Genomic DNA, 18,623 nt, shown 5'->3' on the forward strand with positions numbered 1-18,623 from the left:
TATAATACAACACATTCCAGCAAATGTCAACACTAATTTTCAAAAAAATTTGAAAAATTTAAAAAATATTATTTTTGAAGAAATGGGATCCTTTCCTTGATTTATGATTAGTCCATTTTGGTCTTTTTAACAGTTCCCGGGAAGCCGCAAATTATAATGAAATAAGTTGTTAGACTGTGGCTTTTCACAGGTAACGGCGAATACTATTTATACTTTTACACCAGAGAAATGAAATATGATGTACAAAAGAATCCGAGAGCTGCGGGAAGATCACGATCTGAAGCAGGGCTATCTGGCACACTATCTCAATGTGAGCCAGCGTACCTATTCGCGGTATGAAACCGGGGAACGCCATATTCCCCTGGATATTTTGTGCAAGATTGCAGACTTCTATAAGGTAAGTGTGGATTATCTGCTGGAACGCACAGATGTAAAGCGCCCTTATCCCCCTTCACGGCTCTCCCAGAAAAACTGAGAACTGCGGCAGCCGCAGCAACTCAAACAAACGACAAAAGACACCTCAGGCTACTTATGCCGGGTGTCTTTTTGCGTTTGATTCTCTTATTTCTTCTTATCAGGAAGTAAATTACCCACTGCCCATAAAGCAGCGCCTGTGGCAATGCACACATCCGAAAGATTAAAGGCGATCTTGCGTATTTCTTTATTCTTCACATTCAGGCTTACATAGTCTGTGACGTAGCCTTTATTCCGGCGATCCACATAATTGGACATTCCACCGCCTACGATCATGGCAAGTCCGGCCTTACTCAGCTTACTGCCTCCGTGAAGAAGCAGATGCCAGTATTCCTCTGCTGCACAGCCAAGACCGGCTGCGGACAGTTCCTGGCAGTTCTCCCTGCCTATTTTCACCTTGCCGAGAACCATATCCTTGTTATGACAGTTGCGAATGATCAGCCTGCCGCCCAGCACCTCTTCCCGGCTTCCCTGAAGGCGGGTGCTGTCGATGTATTCCTTAATTCTGTAATCCAGCAGAAAAATTCCGCCGGCAATTGTCAGAGAAAGCATAGCTGCTGCCTCCTTAATATTGTTAAATTTGATTGTACCTTACTGTTCATCCTATAGCCAGTAAACGAGCCCTCTAAAAAAGAAGTACCTTATAGCATACACAAAAGTATGCTTATTGTACAAACTTAATTATCACTCATCAGTTTCTTCTGATTCAGCAGCCGGGGCTGCGGCTTCTTCCGCGCTCTTTTCTGCCTCTACAGTCTCTTCTGCTTCCTCAGCGGCCTTTTCCGCTTCTACAGTCTCTTCTGCTTCCTCAGCGGCCTTTCCTGCCTCTGCTACAGTCTCCTCTGTCTCAGAGTCGACCACATCTCCCTCAGCAGTCTCTGGCTGTGGAGTGGGGCATACAGATCCACAGAACGGACAGAAGGATACACTTCTGTCTACATGCTTGCCACATGCCGGACAGATCTTCTGTCCCTTCAATTCTGCTGCTGAATCTTTGTATCCGGCAATAATGTCCATATGCTGCTGGATTTCCTCACAGAATCCCTTCAGGGCTTCATCCACCTCTGCACCTTCTTTGTATTTCTCAAAGATCACATTTCCAATGTCCGCTTTCAGCTTCTGAACCATCTGCTCTTCGCTGGAAATCTTGCTTCTGATCTTCTGTGTCTCATACAGCTGGCCGGCTTTTTTGCCAAGATCTTTGGTTGTCCTTGTAATTGTGTCGCTTAACTCATCAAAAAAATCACGTGCCATAATACCGTCTCCTTTACATATAAAAAAGTGCTTAAACACATGTTACCTTTACTAAATTCCGGGCGGGGGCCATACAAATCTGTTTACGTAATTCATACAGATCAAATGCTGCTGTTCACAACCTGTCAGCAACGGGCAAATTACTCAGCCGCCCCGATCAGCGGAACCTCCTGGCCTCTGAGCATAATTCTCGGTCCACCGGTTCCCTCTATATATTCCCTGGTGATGATCACCTGTCCAATGCTGTCATCCTTTGGGATCTCATACATAATATCCAGCATGTACTCCTCCAGAATCGCACGAAGTCCTCTGGCTCCAGTATGCTTCTCCAGTGCCTTGGCTGCAATGGCATGAAGCGCGTCCTCCTCATAGTCCAGCTTCACCTCATCCAGGGCAAGAAGCTTCTGATACTGCTTCAGAATGGCATTCTTCGGCTCCTTTAGGATCTGTACCAGCATGTCTTCATTCAGGCCATCCAGTGTATATATGATCGGCAGACGGCCAATAAATTCCGGGATCATGCCAAATGTACGGATATCGTCCACTGTCACCTTCTCCAGAATATGAGGATCGTTGTCATATTTGTCCTTCAGGTCTGCATAAAAGCCAATGGAAGCCTGCTTATTCAGTCTCTCCTTGATAATGTTCTCCAGATCCGGGAACGCACCGCCGCAGATAAACAGAATATTCTTAGTATTCACCGTCACCATCGGAACCATGGCATTCTTGCTGTTAGCGCCTACCGGCACCTCCACTTCGCTTCCCTCCAGAAGCTTCAGAAGTCCCTGCTGTACTGCCTCACCGCTTACATCACGCTGGTTGGTATTTTTCTTCTTTGCAAGCTTGTCAATCTCATCGATAAAGATAATTCCATGCTCTGCCTTCTCCACATCATTGTCTGCAGCTGCAAGGAGCTTGGAAACAACACTCTCAATATCATCACCGATATAACCGGCCTCTGTCAGAGAGGTAGCGTCAGCAATGGCCAGCGGCACATCCAGAAGTCTGGCAAGGGTCTTCACAAGATAGGTCTTACCACATCCGGTAGGTCCGATCATCAGCATATTGGACTTCTCGATCTCGATCTCATCCATGGTATCGGTAGCCACACGCTTATAGTGATTATAAACAGCTACAGACATTACCTTCTTGGCTCTCTCCTGACCGATCACATATTCATCAAGGCTTGCCTTGATCTTGTGTGGTGCCGGGATTTTCTTAAGGTCAATCTCCGGCTTGGCGTTTTCTTTTTTCTTCTTTACCTTCTTCGGACGGGGAATGGCATCCTGAAGACTTCCCAGATTGATCATGCTTACATTTGGCATATTGAGAAGATCATTCAGATTCAGTCCGTTATTCATCTGCTGTGTCATGGTATCAAAGCTCTTCTGCATACAATCGTTGCAGATATGTATATTATTGGGCAGCTCGATCATCTTGCCAGCCTGGCTCTCCGGGCGGTGGCAAAGGAAGCAGAATTTCTCATAATCGCTGTCATCCTCGTGATCGTCGCTCCCTGTCTCCGTTATATCTCCCTCGATGATATCTTCTTTTTCATCGTCAAAATGATCTGTCATATCAATAATTCCTTTCCTGCTGCCGGCATTTATCAGCGCCAGCTTTCTTTTCCTTCTGCATCAAATGTTTTGTTGCCTTATTGTAACATACTTTTCTCTAATTTAGAAATTAACTTTTTATAAAATGTCATAAAACCAAGTCCCGGGCCGCCGCCCACCCACTCCAACGAATAAAGGGGAGCTTTTGGCTCCCCTCGCACATTACTGATTACTATCTGGTCTTGCACTCAGCGTGACGGTTACAGTAGACTCTTCATACTCTCCGTTATTTAACCGCGCCACCTCGATTTCAATCTGTTCCCCAGCTGAATAATACTGAAGCTTATCATTAATATCTGCCTTGCTGGAAACCTTCTGTCCATCCAGTTTGGTTATAATATCACTCTTCTGAATTCCTGCATTGTCTGCTGCCTCTCCAGGAGCCACGTACATAACAAAGGCACCGGATGGCATATTATACATCTGAATGGCCTCTCTGGAAAGATCTGCAAATTTAATTCCCAGATATCCAACCTGTGACTCATCAGAAACCTTATCTCTGGTCTTACGGTTCATAAGGTCTTCCAGGATCGGCTGCGCTTTGGAAATGGGAATGGCATATCCGGTACCTTCCACACTGCTTGATGCGATCTTCGCACAGTTAATGCCGATCAGTTCTCCCTGCATATTCAAAAGGGCACCGCCGCTGTTTCCAGGATTGATGGCTGCATCTGTCTGGATCAGATCCTCGTAAGTGTTGGAATCAGACTGTACCGTACGGCCCAGCGCACTTACCCAGCCGGATGTTACCGTCTGTCCATAGCCAAGTGCATTGCCAATGGCTACTACCTGCTCTCCAACTGCCAGATCATCGGAATTGCCAAGCTGGGCGATCTTGATCTGGTTCATGGTCTCCTCCGGGATATCGCTTTTCTCAACTGCGATCACGGCAAGGTCTGTATCCTCATCGGTTCCCTTTATCTTGGCAGAAACAGCGCCATCAATATTCAGGTCACCATTTCCATTTACATAATTCTCTGTCTCCTGTTCTGCATTTACCACATCACTGCCGATAAAGCAGACGCTTAAAGTCGTGGCACCTTCTACCACATGATTATTGGTAGCGATCAGAAGCTCATCATCATTCTCACCAACAATAATACCGGAACCGCTTCCTGTGCTTGGATACTCCATTCCATAGCCGAAGAAGCTGCGGATCTCCTGCATGCTGACAGAAGTGATCGCTACTACAGAAGGCATTGCAGCCTGGGCAACTCCAGCTACCGGTCCTTTCTCATTGGCAACCGTTTCTGCACTTGCACTGCTGTCTGTACTGCCGGAAGCATCTGTGCCGGTATCTCCCGATGCAGCAGAGGAGCTAAGGGTTTCTGCTGTTCCAACAGATGTCTGTGTCTCCTTATTAAAATACCGGTCTGATATTCCATTTACTGCCTGGAACACGATTCCTGCCACCAGGCCGAAGATCACAGCCAGTGTAATGGTATTGCCGGCTTTTTTGCCAAAGCTGGTGGATGTACTTCGTTCACCATGATGCTTCGGATGCGGTCTTTTATGACGTTTCTTTGTATCCTCTTCTGGTGACTTCTCCTGGTCATCCACCTGATAGTGTGCGTATTTCGGTTCTGAATTCTGCGACGGGGAACTGTCAGAAGCATTTCCACTATTCCCATAGGTGCTGCCGGAACTATTGTCTGAGGCATAATAATTACCTCCGGCTGTATTTCCTGTTCCATCTGATGTCCTGCTGCTTGTATATTTGTAATGATAGGTTACATTCTCATTCAGATCATCTTCGGGGGCAGCTGTCTGATCAGATCCAGTCTGTCCGGACACGTCCGGATTCTCTGGCTTCTGGGGCTCACCATCCGTGTTCTTAGGATCCTGACCCCAATTCCATTCCTCACTCATTTTTTGCTCCCTTCTATGTTCATCCACAATCCTGTTCTTTCCGTGCTTTCCGTAACAGGTATGCTCCGTAACATTTTCTTTTATTTTATGATACAAGTTTAGCAAGCAATTGTGTTGAAAATGTGATAGATTCTTTAAGAAAAGGTGACACGCAAAAAACGTGCCACCTTAACTGAATTTAAATAGGATCATTCCTTGGTTTGCTTCCAGTATTCCCGATTCATTGTGCAAAACAGGATCACTTTTTCAGGAAGCTTCTTGTATCTTTTTCCCAGAAAATATCCCATATATTTAAAGCCGCTCTGTCCCACCAGCTTGGGAATCAGCCACACATGTCCTGTTTTTACAAGATAGGCAAGACTCTTTTTCACAAGGCGGAGGCCTTCTCCTTCCGAGGGGACTCCCTCAAAAATCTCCGGATGCTCCGCCTGGGAAACACCCAGGTCAAAATTTCTGTGGAACTGCTGCCGGCAGGAATAGTTGTGGGAGTGAATGACACGGGCCTCTGCAGCATAAGCAATTCCATAGCCTCTCTTTGCCATGGTTCCTGCATAGATCATATCCTCATTAAAGATGGCTTTCGGAACAAATCCACCAATCTGTTCATAAATGCTCTTTCTGTAAGCAGCACAAACATTGGAGCAAAAATAGGTTTTTATTCCATAGCGCCCGGTATCCTTCTCCCACTTCACAGATGACTGTGCCGGATAATTAAAGGACCGGGTATATTTTTCCAGGTAAGCGCAGTCCTCTCTTGCCAGCTGTCTTGCATAGGCAGCTCCTATCTGAGAATTTTCCTGCAATGGACGGATCAGATTTCGGATCAGATTTCGGTCTGCCGGAACTGCATCCTGGGTCATAAATACCATAATATCCGCCTCTGATATCTGAGCCGCCTGACGTCTTGTGCCGCCATGGTCAAATTCCACTTTGCTGAGATGTTTCACCTTTACTTTTGGAAATTTCGTTTCCCAGGACGGATTCCAGAACTTTTTTTCTGTATTCATTACCAGAATATGATCCACTTCATAGCTCTGCTGGCAAAGGACTTCCAGCAATTTTTCAAATTCCTGCCCTGGACGATATGCTGGAATTATTACATCAACTTTCTCCATTCTATTTCTCCTCAATAAACGAACACTTCTGTTTTCACGGAAAATCACTGCGTTTCCCCAACCGCCCCAGCTGCAAAAAGGGCGGCTGCTCCCGTTTGAAAAAGGGGACCACTTCCTTTCGGATGGCCCCCTGAAAAAACTTTAATTCAACCGGATACCCGTTTGATCAATATCCGCTTCCATCATCGAAGCTGCCATCTCCGGATCCATCGTCTCCGTCGCTGTAGCCTCCGTTATCATAATCGCCGCTGTCATAATCACTTCCGCTGTCGTAATCGTTTCCGCTGTCGTAATCGTTTCCGCTGTCGTAATCGTTTCCGCTGTCGTAATCGTTTCCGCCGCTGTAATCGCTTCCACTGTCGTAATCAGAACTGTTATCGTAGCTGCTGTCATAATCAGAACTGTTATCGTAGCTGCTGTCGCTGCTGTAATCATTGTAATCGTAATTACCGCTTCCGTCACCCTGCCATACGATCTCGTCTGAAGTTCCAGCCTCATTGCTTGCCAGCGGAGCCTGGTCAACCAGTGTGTCTGCACCACCAACCAGTTCAATGATCTTGGCATTTGCAGCTACAATATTCTGGGACGGTTCATAATTCTCATCCGCACCATAGAGGAACTTATGGAGCTCTTTTACATTCTCCTCAAGAGTATCTGCAACAACCATACTTGCCTTCTTAACATCTGCAAATTTATACTTGGATGGGAATCCGGTAGTATCTGCAATGTTATATCCCATCAGACTGGGGATCATGTTCAGGATCTCTGTCTTGCTGACAGATGTGGAGATCATCGGGAATACTTCATCCATAATGTTGAAAATAGTAGCGATTCCTGCAGTCTTCGCCTTATCAACCATCATACCGATCACGCGGCGCTGACGCTCTGTACGTCCCATATCCATACTTGCGGTGTAACGGATACGGCAGTAGGAAACAGACTGTACGCCATTCAGGTGATAGGTTCCAAGGATTTCCTCCTCGTTCTCCGGCTTAGGATCTGGCAGCTCTACAGGTGTATAGCTCTTACCAGTCTCCTCGGAAGTCTCCACGCAATAGTCATTCATAAATACCATTTCCGCATAGGAAAGAGGAATATCAAGACCGCCAAGGGCATCGATTGCAGACACCATGGCATTAAAATTAACAGTCACATAATCCGTGATGTTCAGATCCAGCATAGTATTCAGCATGGAAATCGCCTGCTCCGGGCCGCCATAGGCATAAGCTGAATTTGCCTTGGTATAGGTATCATTTCCGATATCCAGAAGGGTATCTCTGTATACAGATGCAAGCTTCACCTCTTTGGTATCATTATTAATACTTGCAATAATAATGGTATCACTGTTCTGTGCAGTAAGTGCAGCGTTCTTGGAACGCTGGTCGATTCCGAACAGTGCATATGTGGTGTAACCGGTCATCTGCGGAGCTGTTACATTGGTAACGATCTTGCTCTCATCCAGCTGTGGTGTTTCAATCTTGTTCAGTCTGGAATCAATCTGTCCGTATACATACAGGCCGCCGATAAACAGCAGCAGACATATAATTTCCAGAACAAACAAAGCAATCCTCTTTTTGCTACCAGGTCTTGCCATCTTTCTTTCCTTTCTCAATACGCATTCTTGTTGACGAATCCCTTAAAGATCGTCATAAACATGATCTTAATATCCAGACCAACACTCCAGTTCTCTATATAATAGAGATCATATTCAATCCTTTTACGGATGGAAGTGTCGCCTCTGTATCCATTTACCTGTGCCCATCCGGTCAAGCCAGGTCTTACCTGATGCTTCACCATATATCTTGGGATTTCTTCGCGGAACTTCTCTACAAAGAACGGACGCTCCGGTCTTGGCCCGACCAGACTCATGTCTCCCTTCAAAATGTTAAAAAGCTGAGGGAGCTCATCAATACTGGTTCTTCGCATAAATCTGCCGATTCCCGTAACCCTGGGATCATTTTTTACTGTCCATGCCTTCTTCTCTTCTGCTTCCGGCTGGATCTCCATGGAACGGAACTTATACATCCAGAACGTCTGGTTATGAAGGCCAACCCGCTCCTGACGATAGATCAGCGGTCCCGGGGAGGTCAGCTTGATCAGGATACACATCACCAGCATAACCGGGGATGCCACTATGATGCCGATAATGGAGCCGAAAATATCCATCACTCTTTTTATCATAGCGTTAAAAGTATTACTCAAAGGAACATACCGGATGTTGATCACCGGAAGTCCAAGAATGTCTTCTGTATATGGTTTCGTCGGAATAATTTTATTATAATCCGGAATAAACTTTGTATGCACGCCCGACTTCTCGCAAAGCGCTACAATCTCTTCCAGTCGATAATATTCACTTAATCCCAGTGTAATCGCAATCTCATCCAGTCTGCTCTCCGGCAGGATCACATTCAGATTGGCGATCCTTCCAATTACCTTGATCCCTTTGTATAAGGTACCAGCAGCAACGTTGTCATCCAAAATCCCCCTCACTACATATCCCCACTGAGGGTTCTCCTGAATGCGGTCGATATATTCTTCCGCTGCCCGGCTGTATCCAACCAGCACAACCTGTTTCTGATTCAGGCCTCTCTTTCGCATTTTGCGCAGGCTGTAGAAAATGAGCATCCTCGCTCCCCAGCTTGCCACAATGCAGATCCCGTAAAACATGTATAACACCGAACGGGAAATATCTCCCTCTTCAATGGTATACAAAATAAATGTAGTGATCAGAATACCAAGGGAATTCGCCTTGATAATATTGGACAATACAAGGCGTCTTCCCTGCATACGCATAGGCTCGTACAAGGAAAACGCATGATACAGCAATATATACGCCGGCAAAATAAAAACAAGTGCAGACATATATTGCTCAAAACTTCTGGCACGTACCGCACTTGCCGCAAAAGGTCCGATAAACCTCAGTGCCCAGGCGATAAAATAAGAGATTGTAATTACACAGGCATCTACAACAACATGGAGTCGACTGAAATTCTTCTGATTGTCTCTAATCAATCTCTGCCACCTCTGCCTTCTTCACAGATGCCTCTGTTCTCTTGCAGAACACCAGCTCACAATTTCTACTTCTGTCTTTCCCTGCAGAAATTATTTTACTCTGTGACTTTCTCTATCTTATAATAGATGAAACAGAATTGCAACAAATTCTTCAAACATCAAATGTGAAAAATTTTCTCAGGCCAAAAATCTGTATATCAGGTTCCACCACAGCTCCAGCTGGATTTTCCCATATCTGCCCAGATTTTTCAGATGAAATTTCACCTTTTTATTCTTTCTGCTGATCTGAAAACCATTTTTGATGCCTGCGATATACTCTCTTCCCATTCCCTTCTGGGCAAAAAACAGGATCTTCATACCGAATCCCACAATGAGAAATGGCAGGTTCAAAAGGATCTGCAGAACAGGCATATTTTTGTAGATCAGATAAATATTGTTTCTGGAAGAATATCTTGTCTTGAACTGATTGTATCTGGAGCCGCTTGTGCCGCTTCCCACATGATACACCAGGGCCTTCGGCGCATACCAGTTCTCATAGCCAAAAATTCTGGCCCGGTACCCCACATCAATATCCTCCAGATATGCAAAATGCTCTTCATCAAAATAACCGATCTTTTCGAAAATCTTTTTACGGTAAATGGCCGCTCCTGCACAGGAGGTAAAGATCCGGTCTTCTTTCTCATAGGTGTGGATGTCTTTGCCTTTTCCCCGGGCAAAAGCCCAGCCAAGGGCGCAGTAATAATTTCCGGCATCATCCAGCTTGTCCCTTTCGTGGTACCGGATCATCCTGGCACTGCAGGAAAAAGCTTTCTTGTGCCTTTTTATGGCGGCAAGCATTTCCCTTACAAAGCTTTTATCCACCTCTGTATCGTTATTTAAAAGAAGCACATAAGGTGCTCTTGACGCATAAATTCCTTCATTTACAGCCCTGGAAAAGCCGAAATTATCCGACAGTTCCACAATATGCACCCAGGGAAAATTCCCCATTACAAAGGCAGCACTTCCGTCTGCGGATCCATTATCCACAAGAATTGTCTCGAAATTCTGAAAATCCTGCTGTTCCAGGCTGGAAAGCACACCTTCTAAGTATGCCATCCCATTATAATTAGGAATAATGACTGATACTTCCTGCATAATGTCTCCTTAGTCTTTCTCGTCATTTTTGCCGGTCATGCCCGGAAGTGGTTTCAAAGAATAGTTCCATTTTGTCAGGGAAAGATTCTTATTGTAATTGGGATCTCCTTTTTTCAGGATGTCGATCCAGTTGCTCCGCATATATTCGATTTCCCTCTGGAAACGCCTTATCTTTGCATCATTATTCTCTGCCCCACGTGTCTTGGACTCCATGTGGTACAATCTCGCATAGGGATCGTACACCACCAGATATCCTGCCTTAATGGTCTTCAGGCAGAGATCCACATCATTAAATGCCACAGCCAGCTCTTCTGTGAAGCCGCCCACTTTATCAAATGCACTTCGCTTCATCATCATGCAGGCAGCCGTCACAGCACTCATATCCTGCAGGATGGAAGCCTTATGAAGATATCCGGTACGTTCCGCCGGCATATCCACAAACATGTGGCCTGCAATTCCGCCGATTCCGATCACGCACCCTGCATGCTGGATGGTATTGTCCGGATAGATCAGCTTGACGCCAACAGCGCCTACTTCTTTTCTCTGGCACACGCCAAGCATCTCTCCCATCCAGTCTTCTGTAATGATGGTCACATCATTATTCAGGAAAAGGAGGTACTCGCCTCTGGCATTTTTTACACCGAAATTGTTGATAGCAGAATAGTTAAATTCCTTTTTCCAGCAGATCAGATGGATCCTGGGATCCTGGGAAATCTTCTTATAGTAATCAAAGATCTCATCTGTGGTACTGTTGTTCTCCACAATGATGATCTCATAGTTGTCATAAAGCGTATTCTTCTGAATGGATTCCAGACACTTCTCCAAAGTCTCCTTCTCGTCCTTATTCGGTATGATAATGGAAACAAGGGGATGGCCCTGCACCGGATATTTCACTCTGTAAAATCCAAGATCCGGCGTATGGCTTACGGTGCCCTTCACCCCGGTTCTCTCAAGATGGGCTTCAATAGCACGCTTACCTGCCTCAAAAGCATACATCTTGCTTGCCGGGTTATCTGCTGTGGACGCCTTGTGGGTACGCCAGTGATAAAGGATCTCCGGCACATGCACAACCTCCTGGGCCTTCTCCACGCAGCGGAAAATAAAGTCATAATCCTGAGCGCCGTCAAATTTCCTGCGGAATCCTCCCACTTCCTCCACCAGCTGCCGTCTGACAACAAAAAAATGGCAGATATAATTGTTGGAACGAAGGAGATCAATGTTAAAATCAGGCTTTAAGTGAGGCTGAAAATGCTCGTCCAGTTCCGCCGTCACTTTATCCTCATCGGTGTAGACCGCATCTGCATGCTCATGGGCATTCAATGCATTCACGATCTCATAGAGGGCATTGGGGGCAAGAAGATCGTCGTGGTCAAGAAGTCCCACAAATTCTCCTGCAGCCATGGCAAATGCAGCATTGGTATTCTCTGCAATGCCTTTATTCTCTGTAAGATCCTGCCAGCGCACCCGCTTATCCCGCTGGCTGTACTCTTCCAGCACCTTTTTCATAGACTGATCTTCCGGACTTCCGTTGGCAATGCAAAGCTCCCAGTTCTCATAGGTCTGTGCTTCCAGGGAATCGATCATCTGGCGCAAAAATAACTCCGGGGTACGGTACGCCGGAACTACCACGCTGATCAAAGGCGCATAGGCAAATCTTTTCTTTCTTTGTTTGTCAAGGACCGTCTGGTCCGGCACATAGGCCGCATACCAGGGACCATAAGGAATCTCCTCCGGCTCAAAGCGCTCATGAAGCCGGATCCAGAATTCCCTGGGACCATAATGTTTCATATACAAAAGCCCCTTCTGGATCATGTAAGGAGATAATTTTTTGAAGAAACGGGACCACTGGATCCGTCCTTCTGATCCTTTTTTATCGCTCATATTAAAATCCTTTGCTTTTATAGTGACCTTATTTTAACATCGGAGAAACATTTTTGCAAGGAAGCTGTAAAAGAAAGGTTGAATTGCGCGTGTTTTTAGGATATGATTATAGCTGTATCATATTGGTTGCCGGCATAAAATGTGTGGCAGCTCATATTTTTTGTTTTTACAGGAAAAATATAATATATGATATAATTTTAATAAATCTGTATCCCTGTAACCATTTGTTGCGGATACCTTTATTTTTAATACAGGAGTTCACTATAATATGAAAAAGCGAAAGATAACTTCAGCGTTTCTGGCGCTCGGGCTTTCTGCTTCCCTTCTTTTCCAGATTCCCGTATCTGCGGAGGAAGCAGACCAGGCAACAGCCGGAACGGTTAGCACCATATCTACCAATTCCATTTCCGGATGGCCCCAGGCTTCCGACATTTCTTCAGAAGCGGCCGTAGTCATGGAGAATTCCACCAACACCATTCTTTATTCCAAGAATGCTGACGAGGTGCTTTTCCCCGGAAGTACCGTTAAGATCATGACCTGTCTTCTGGCTCTTGAGAATACACAGCTTACAGACCAGGTTACCATGACTGCCACAGGAGTTTCCGGTGTTACAGACGGCGGTGCCAGCATTTCCTCCCAGGTGGACGAGGTTTTCACTGTGGAGCAGTGTCTGTACGCCATCATGGTTGCTTCGGCCAATGACATTGCCTTGCAGATTGCAGAGCATGTAGGCGGTTCTGTAGATGGATTTGTCCAGCAGATGAATGCCCGGGCGCAGGAGCTTGGATGTACCAATACGGTTTTCACAAATCCAACCGGTCTTCCGGATGACAATCAGCATACTACGGCTCATGACATGGCGCTGATCATGCAGGCGGCTATCCAGAACGAATCCTTCCGGACCATTGCTGCAGCTACCAGCTATACCATTCCGGCTACCAATATGGCGGCGGCGCGTAACCTAACCAGCAAGTTTACCATGACAGATACGGGAAGCACTGGTTTCTATGAGGGATGTATCGGTGGTAAAGAAGGATATACAGAGGCTTCCGGAAGCACCTTGGTGTGTGCGGCGCAGCGAGGCGGAATGACGCTGATCAGTGTTGTTCTGAAGGGAGCATCCGGACAGACTGCTCCTGATGCAGCTTCTATTTTAAATTATGGTTTTGATCAGTTTACTACACTTTCCCTTGGAGACAGCGATTTTAGTATTATTTCGGGCGGTGATGTAGTGGTTCCAGCTGGCACCACCGCAGACAGCCTTACCACTGAGGATACCCAGAATGGGGACGAGATCGACCGCACTTATCTCTTTAATGGTACGGCTGTTGGTTCCGCAGTTCTTGAGGTGGCGCAGTCTGAAGATACCGCTTCGGTACAGACAGGTGAGCAGAATATGCAGGCTGCGAAAGATTATTCCGAGAATCATACGGAAGTTCCTTACTTTGTTATCGCAGGTGTGTTCCTGCTTCTGCTGATCCTTCTGATCTGGCGAATGGTAAAAGTGATTAAGGCATAAAAAGCATAAAAGTAACCCCAGCCGGGAGTTCGTTTCATTATACGAACCCAGGCTGGGGTTTTGTATTGCCATGCTGTGTACTGACTGGTATTTCAGCACACAAAATAGCAATTATATCACTTCATCTTTCTTCTCAGAAGCCATTCTGAATGCACAATCTCCTCTTACAATGCTTAAATTTGGATTATAATAAGGATCTCCTGTTTTCAGGAATTCTTTGTGACGGGCGCGGAAATGGGCTACTTCTTTGTCGAAGCGGGCTTTTTTCTCCGGGGTGTTCTCGAAGCCGCGGGACTTGGATTCGTAGTGGTAGAGGCAGGCATCCGGGGTGAAGATGACCTTCTTTCCAAGGGCACGGGCACGTAGACAGAAGTCAATGTCGTTTAAGGCTACGGCGAAGCTTTCATCTAGGCCGTGAAGTGCTTCGAATACGCTCCGCTTCACCATCAGGCAGGCACCGGTAACGGCGCTTTCGTCCTGGGTGGTGATCAATCGCCACAGATAGCCAACTGCATTGCGGTCATAACCGGTGAGGATGTGTCCTGCAAATCCGGCGATTCCAACTACCACACCAGCGTGCTGAACCGTATTGTCCGGGTAAAGGAGCTTTGCACCTACGATACCTACATCTTCTCTCTGGCAATAACCAACCATGCTCTCAAGCCACTCTGGGGTGATCACCTCTGTGTCATTGTTTAGCAGAAGAAAATAATCTCCATCTGCATACTTGGCACCGTAATTATTGATTGCGGAATAGTTAAACGTGCCATCCCATTTTACCACTTTTACCTGAGAGTAACGCTTTTCCAGGTCTTCGTAATACTGGAAGGTTTCTGCTTTCTCACTGTTATTTTCGATCACAACGATCTGGATGTTTTTCCAGGTACTCTTATCCATAATGGAAGTGATACATTTGTCCAGATCCTCTGTATGATCTTTATTTGGGATCAGAATGGAGACTTTCGGATTGCCTTGAATCTCAAAATGGGTTCGGAAAACAACCGGGCAGCCAGTATATTCTACCGAAGCCTTGATTCCAAGACGTTCATAATGTCCAGCCAGTGCCTTCTCTCCTGCAATCACTGCATAAGGCTTGTCATCCGGATTTCCAGCTGTGGAGCCCTCGTGACTTCTCCAGTGATAGAGGATTTTCGGAATATGGCGGATATTTTCGCTCTCTGTGTGCTCTGTGCAGCGAAGAAGGAAATCATAGTCCTGGGAACCATTGTATTCAGGACGTAAAAGTCCAGCCCGGTCAAGAAGCTCCCTCTTTACAACAACCAGATGACAAATGTAATTCACGCAGCAAAGCAGGTCCGGATTATAATCGGACTTAAAATGGGGATACAGACGGCGTCCCTTTATATCAATAATGTCCTCATCAGAATAAAGAAGATCTGCTTCCGGATGAGAAGAAATCTCCATTGCCATCTGATAAAATGCCTCTTCCGACAGGGTATCATCATGATCTGCAAAGGCAATGTAATTTCCGGTAGCGATTCCAATGGCTGCATTGGTATTCTCGGAAATCTGCAGCTGTCTGTCATTGAAAACCACTTTGATCCTGGGATCTTTTCTCTGGTACTCCTCCAGAGTCTTCCGGATCGGGGAATCTGCTCCGCTTCCGTCAGAAAGACAAAGCTCCCAGTTGCTGTAGGTCTGCGCCTGGACAGAATCTATAAGGGCCTTCAGAAGATGCTTCTCCGTTTTATAAAGAGGCACTACAAGGCTGAACTTGATATTTTCTTTAAAAACCGTTTCTCTCTGCCTTTTCAGTTCCTGCTTCGTAAGGGGATTCTCCTTCAGCCAGGTATGGTAAAGCCCGTCACCCTGACGCATTTTTTTGATCTTGTTTACGGATTTCTGCAGTACAGAGGAAATACCGTTGGCGCGGAAAACAGATACTGCTTTTTTGCTGTAAATATTCGCTTTCGCCTTAAAACGCTCCGCTTTCGATAATCCAATAGGATAGACCGCTTTATTCTTTTCCTCATCCTGTATCACAAGATACAGCTTCTTTCCGGAAATATTCTCGGCACGAAGTTGGAATCCACAGTCCTTTCCAACCTCACATTCGCGGAACATTTCTGCCACATCCATTCTTGTGGTCCACTTCACTGTCGTTTTCAGAGGAGCCTTATTCTCATCATACATTTTCAACTGCAGATGTGTTTTGCCAGCAGCCCATCCGGTAACGACGATCATGTTCTGATCCTCCAGAATGGTTTCCCTGTCTACAAAATACTGGGGTTTTCCTCTTTTTTTCAGAAGCTCTGCTGTCCCTATCTTATACCACAGAGTTTTCTGACCGCCAGACAGGGCATATGCTTCCAGCTTCTTATAGCTTTCCAGATTTTCCGGAAGAGAAACCAGCACTTCCACCCATTTTCCACCTGGATTCTGCACTTCCACAGCCCGCATAACCACAGACATCACCGGGGCTGTATTGATTTCCGTATTCAGACGGGTGCCATCTAAATAGCACTCTATTTCAGCTTCCTTTGGAACCTTTCCGGTAATCATGTATTTGCTGTTGTCATTTAAAAGAAACCGCTCTTTTTCTACCAGCATTACCTTCTGACTCATTCTAATTTCCTTTCTTTTTCCCGCCGCCTGAAGACTTTTTGATGCGGCGTGCTGCTTTTTTTGCACGATTTCCCACTTTTTGCAGTAAGCTGTGGTTCTTGTGCTCAAGGACGCGGACGTGATTCAGCATATCAACGTTCTCCTCGCAGATTTCCAGTCTCACCGTGAGGGTTTTCGCACCAGCTGGTACTGGAATGTCTGCAATGCAGGGATCCAGTCTTGCCAGAAATGCCCAGTATCCAAAAATTGCCCCATCTGGTGTCTCCACACCTTTTAAAGAAGCAGATTTCCCGTCAAAAGAAATCTCATCAAGGCGTACCGAACAGGGAACATCTCCCGGATCCAACCGGATAAACCGGCATTTTTCTGGCAGTTCCAGGGTACATCTGGCATTTCCTGCGATCATATAACGCTTTACGGAATTTTTCTCCTGATAGCAGCCTCTCTTTTCTCCGAAAAATACCTGCAAGGCGCCGGCATTTGTCTGGGACACGTACTGAACTCCAGGCGTCATATCTGCATACATTTCTCTCATAGGCACATGGCGGCCTGTAATATATGCCTGGAAACTCTTTTCCATCTGGAAAAAGCTCTCTCTTGCTTCCTCTGTAATGCCAAATTTCCCATACAATCCTTCCTCATCCAGGGCTCTTCTCACGCTGTGCGTCTGGATGTAATAATGGATGATCCTGTAAAGAACAAACTCACAGGGAACTGGAAAATCAAAGGTCCACTCGTAATCCAGAATAGTATAGGGACTGGTCAGCAGCACGTTGTCACAGATCATGTCAATATTCATTATCTCTGCACAGGTCAGATTCTCCGGCAGAGTTACTTTTCCAAATACTCTCTCAAAGGCTTCGGTCATGGAAAAAGGCTTCTGGCTGTGGATTTTCTGAACATTTTCCAGATATTCCGTCAGCTTCTGCTCCGCCTCTTTCTCCCTGCCTTTCTCCAGAAGGTCATCCAGATACTCTGCCAGATTCTCTTCCTCCAGATATTCCAGCTTCACACAGCCCTCTCCAGTTTCGCATTTGTTGCTTACAAAAGGAACTGCCTGATACAGTGCATCCAGTTTCTGATTCCACTGGAGCATGTTCTCTATATGTCCTTTCCCTTCCGGATATAAAGGGGTTTTCTCAAGCCATCTTCTTCCATCTTCCTCCAGAATATCGGTGCGGATGGCGAAGCGGCGGTCTCTTTCATTGGAGTATTTGCTGAAAATAATCTCTCTCATCAGCTGTCCTTCCTTTCCACAAGCACCAGAAATGAGTTGGAAAATTCCTGGAAAAGATCCGCATCTGTCAGGGAATCATAAACCTTTCCCTCGTCAAACAGATGAAGTCTGGCTCTGTCAAAGTTGCAGAAATCATCCTTCAGTTCCCCTTTTTTCGGCAGTCGTTTATCCGAATAGATGGTCAGCGGAAATTTGTAATCGGGATATGGATAATAGAAGGTGGTCTTAAAATCACCTGCCTGGGCAATAATATCAGACAGCTCTTTTCTGGAAAAAGTTCTTACCCCTTTTGTTTCCGGATAATTTTCCAGACCTTCAAAATATTTGCCCACATGATCTTCTGTGCAGCCAGCCCAGTATTTCAAGCCCAGGCGGTTCTCAATGGCGATCACCAGCCTGCCTCCCGGTGCCAGGTGGCGGGCAATACGGCGGATCATCTCCACATAGGGCTGCTCCGTTCCAATGTATCCCTGTGAATATTCAAAAACACCGATCAGGGTAATGTAATCATATACTTCCGTCAGACTGCTCTCCACATCCTGAAAATTTCCCACCATGATCTTCACATTGTCGCAGTCACGGTTTCGGTAAGCATTGATGGTGCTGCGCATTTTGGAAAGGTCATTACAGGTTACGCTTCCCGCCTTTTTCGCAAGGACGCCTGTGATGGGGCCACAGCCGGAACCGATTTCCAGGACTTTATCTTTCTTTGTAATGGGAAGCCACTCCACAATATTCTGGCGGATATGGGAAAAATGGTAGAGAACCGGCCAGCTGTTTCTCCTGGCGATCACCTGGTTCAGATCTTCCTCCCTGTAATTCTTCGCAATCTCCAGAAGCTCTTCCTCCACTGGTCCATCGCTGTACAGATCCCTGCCTGGGTAAAATTCATAATCTAATGTTACGTTTCCGATTTTTTCCTGCAT

Annotated in this window: 14 protein-coding genes; 2 read left to right on the forward strand and 12 right to left on the reverse strand. The window is 46.0% G+C overall.

What is annotated here, in order from left to right:
- The first annotated feature begins 235 nt into the window (after nucleotides 1-235).
- Entirely contained in the window at nucleotides 236-475 is a 240-nt protein-coding gene (locus tag ACTQ50_RS06270) for a helix-turn-helix domain-containing protein (protein ID WP_441483459.1), read from the forward strand.
- Nucleotides 476-561: 86 nt separating this feature from the next.
- Here the strand turns inward: ACTQ50_RS06270 and ACTQ50_RS06275 are convergent, their stop codons facing one another.
- The 9 genes from ACTQ50_RS06275 to ACTQ50_RS06315 all read right to left on the reverse strand — a co-directional run bounded on the left by ACTQ50_RS06275 (nucleotide 562) and on the right by ACTQ50_RS06315 (nucleotide 12,355).
- Nucleotides 562-1,026 carry a signal peptidase II gene (locus ACTQ50_RS06275; protein ID WP_441483460.1) on the reverse strand — a complete coding sequence of 155 codons (465 nt, stop codon included), beginning with the start codon at nucleotides 1,024-1,026 and terminating at the stop codon, nucleotides 562-564.
- Between the two features lie 132 nt (nucleotides 1,027-1,158).
- Entirely contained in the window at nucleotides 1,159-1,728 is a 570-nt protein-coding gene (locus ACTQ50_RS06280; protein WP_441483461.1) for a zinc ribbon domain-containing protein, read from the reverse strand.
- Between the two features lie 140 nt (nucleotides 1,729-1,868).
- Nucleotides 1,869-3,305, reverse strand: coding sequence for an ATP-dependent Clp protease ATP-binding subunit ClpX (gene clpX, locus ACTQ50_RS06285; protein ID WP_441483462.1), 1,437 nt, complete (start codon nucleotides 3,303-3,305; stop codon nucleotides 1,869-1,871).
- A 201-nt stretch (nucleotides 3,306-3,506) separates the two neighbouring features.
- Nucleotides 3,507-5,213, reverse strand: coding sequence for a S1C family serine protease (locus ACTQ50_RS06290; protein ID WP_441483463.1), 1,707 nt, complete (start codon nucleotides 5,211-5,213; stop codon nucleotides 3,507-3,509).
- 188 nt (nucleotides 5,214-5,401) lie between these two features.
- Nucleotides 5,402-6,328: a glycosyltransferase family 2 protein gene (locus tag ACTQ50_RS06295; protein ID WP_441483464.1), complete on the reverse strand. Its 927-nt coding sequence runs from the start codon at nucleotides 6,326-6,328 to the stop codon at nucleotides 5,402-5,404.
- Between the two features lie 166 nt (nucleotides 6,329-6,494).
- On the reverse strand, nucleotides 6,495-7,922 hold the full coding sequence (locus ACTQ50_RS06300) for an LCP family glycopolymer transferase (protein WP_441483465.1): 1,428 nt from the start codon (nucleotides 7,920-7,922) through the stop codon (nucleotides 6,495-6,497).
- Nucleotides 7,923-7,936: 14 nt separating this feature from the next.
- The gene (locus ACTQ50_RS06305) at nucleotides 7,937-9,340 is read right to left on the reverse strand and encodes an undecaprenyl-phosphate glucose phosphotransferase (RefSeq protein WP_441483466.1); all 1,404 of its coding nucleotides are present in this window, start codon (nucleotides 9,338-9,340) and stop codon (nucleotides 7,937-7,939) included.
- A 177-nt stretch (nucleotides 9,341-9,517) separates the two neighbouring features.
- The gene (locus tag ACTQ50_RS06310) at nucleotides 9,518-10,474 is read right to left on the reverse strand and encodes a glycosyltransferase family 2 protein (RefSeq protein ID WP_441483467.1); all 957 of its coding nucleotides are present in this window, start codon (nucleotides 10,472-10,474) and stop codon (nucleotides 9,518-9,520) included.
- A gap of 9 nt (nucleotides 10,475-10,483) precedes the next feature.
- On the reverse strand, nucleotides 10,484-12,355 hold the full coding sequence (locus ACTQ50_RS06315; protein ID WP_441483468.1) for a glycosyltransferase family 2 protein: 1,872 nt from the start codon (nucleotides 12,353-12,355) through the stop codon (nucleotides 10,484-10,486).
- Nucleotides 12,356-12,623: 268 nt separating this feature from the next.
- On the opposite strand from ACTQ50_RS06315, the gene ACTQ50_RS06320 reads away from it, so the two are divergent.
- Nucleotides 12,624-13,874 (forward strand): D-alanyl-D-alanine carboxypeptidase family protein, encoded by a 1,251-nt coding sequence (locus ACTQ50_RS06320; protein ID WP_441483469.1) that lies wholly within the window; start codon nucleotides 12,624-12,626, stop codon nucleotides 13,872-13,874.
- A 111-nt stretch (nucleotides 13,875-13,985) separates the two neighbouring features.
- Here ACTQ50_RS06320 and ACTQ50_RS06325 read toward each other — a convergent pair whose 3' ends face one another.
- The 3 genes from ACTQ50_RS06325 to ACTQ50_RS06335 are packed head-to-tail and all read right to left on the reverse strand — an operon-like array spanning nucleotide 13,986 to nucleotide 18,623.
- Nucleotides 13,986-16,460, reverse strand: a complete 2,475-nt coding sequence (locus ACTQ50_RS06325; protein WP_441483470.1) for a glycosyltransferase family 2 protein — start codon at nucleotides 16,458-16,460, stop codon at nucleotides 13,986-13,988.
- A 1-nt stretch (nucleotide 16,461) separates the two neighbouring features.
- The gene (locus tag ACTQ50_RS06330; protein WP_441483471.1) at nucleotides 16,462-17,697 is read right to left on the reverse strand and encodes a hypothetical protein; all 1,236 of its coding nucleotides are present in this window, start codon (nucleotides 17,695-17,697) and stop codon (nucleotides 16,462-16,464) included.
- Nucleotides 17,697-18,623 (reverse strand): SAM-dependent methyltransferase, encoded by a 927-nt coding sequence (locus ACTQ50_RS06335; protein WP_441483472.1) that lies wholly within the window; start codon nucleotides 18,621-18,623, stop codon nucleotides 17,697-17,699. The genes ACTQ50_RS06330 and ACTQ50_RS06335 overlap by 1 nt, the downstream gene beginning before the upstream one ends.

It is taken from the genome of Blautia sp. Sow4_E7, assembly GCF_052116245.1.
GTDB lineage: Bacteria > Bacillota > Clostridia > Lachnospirales > Lachnospiraceae > Blautia_A.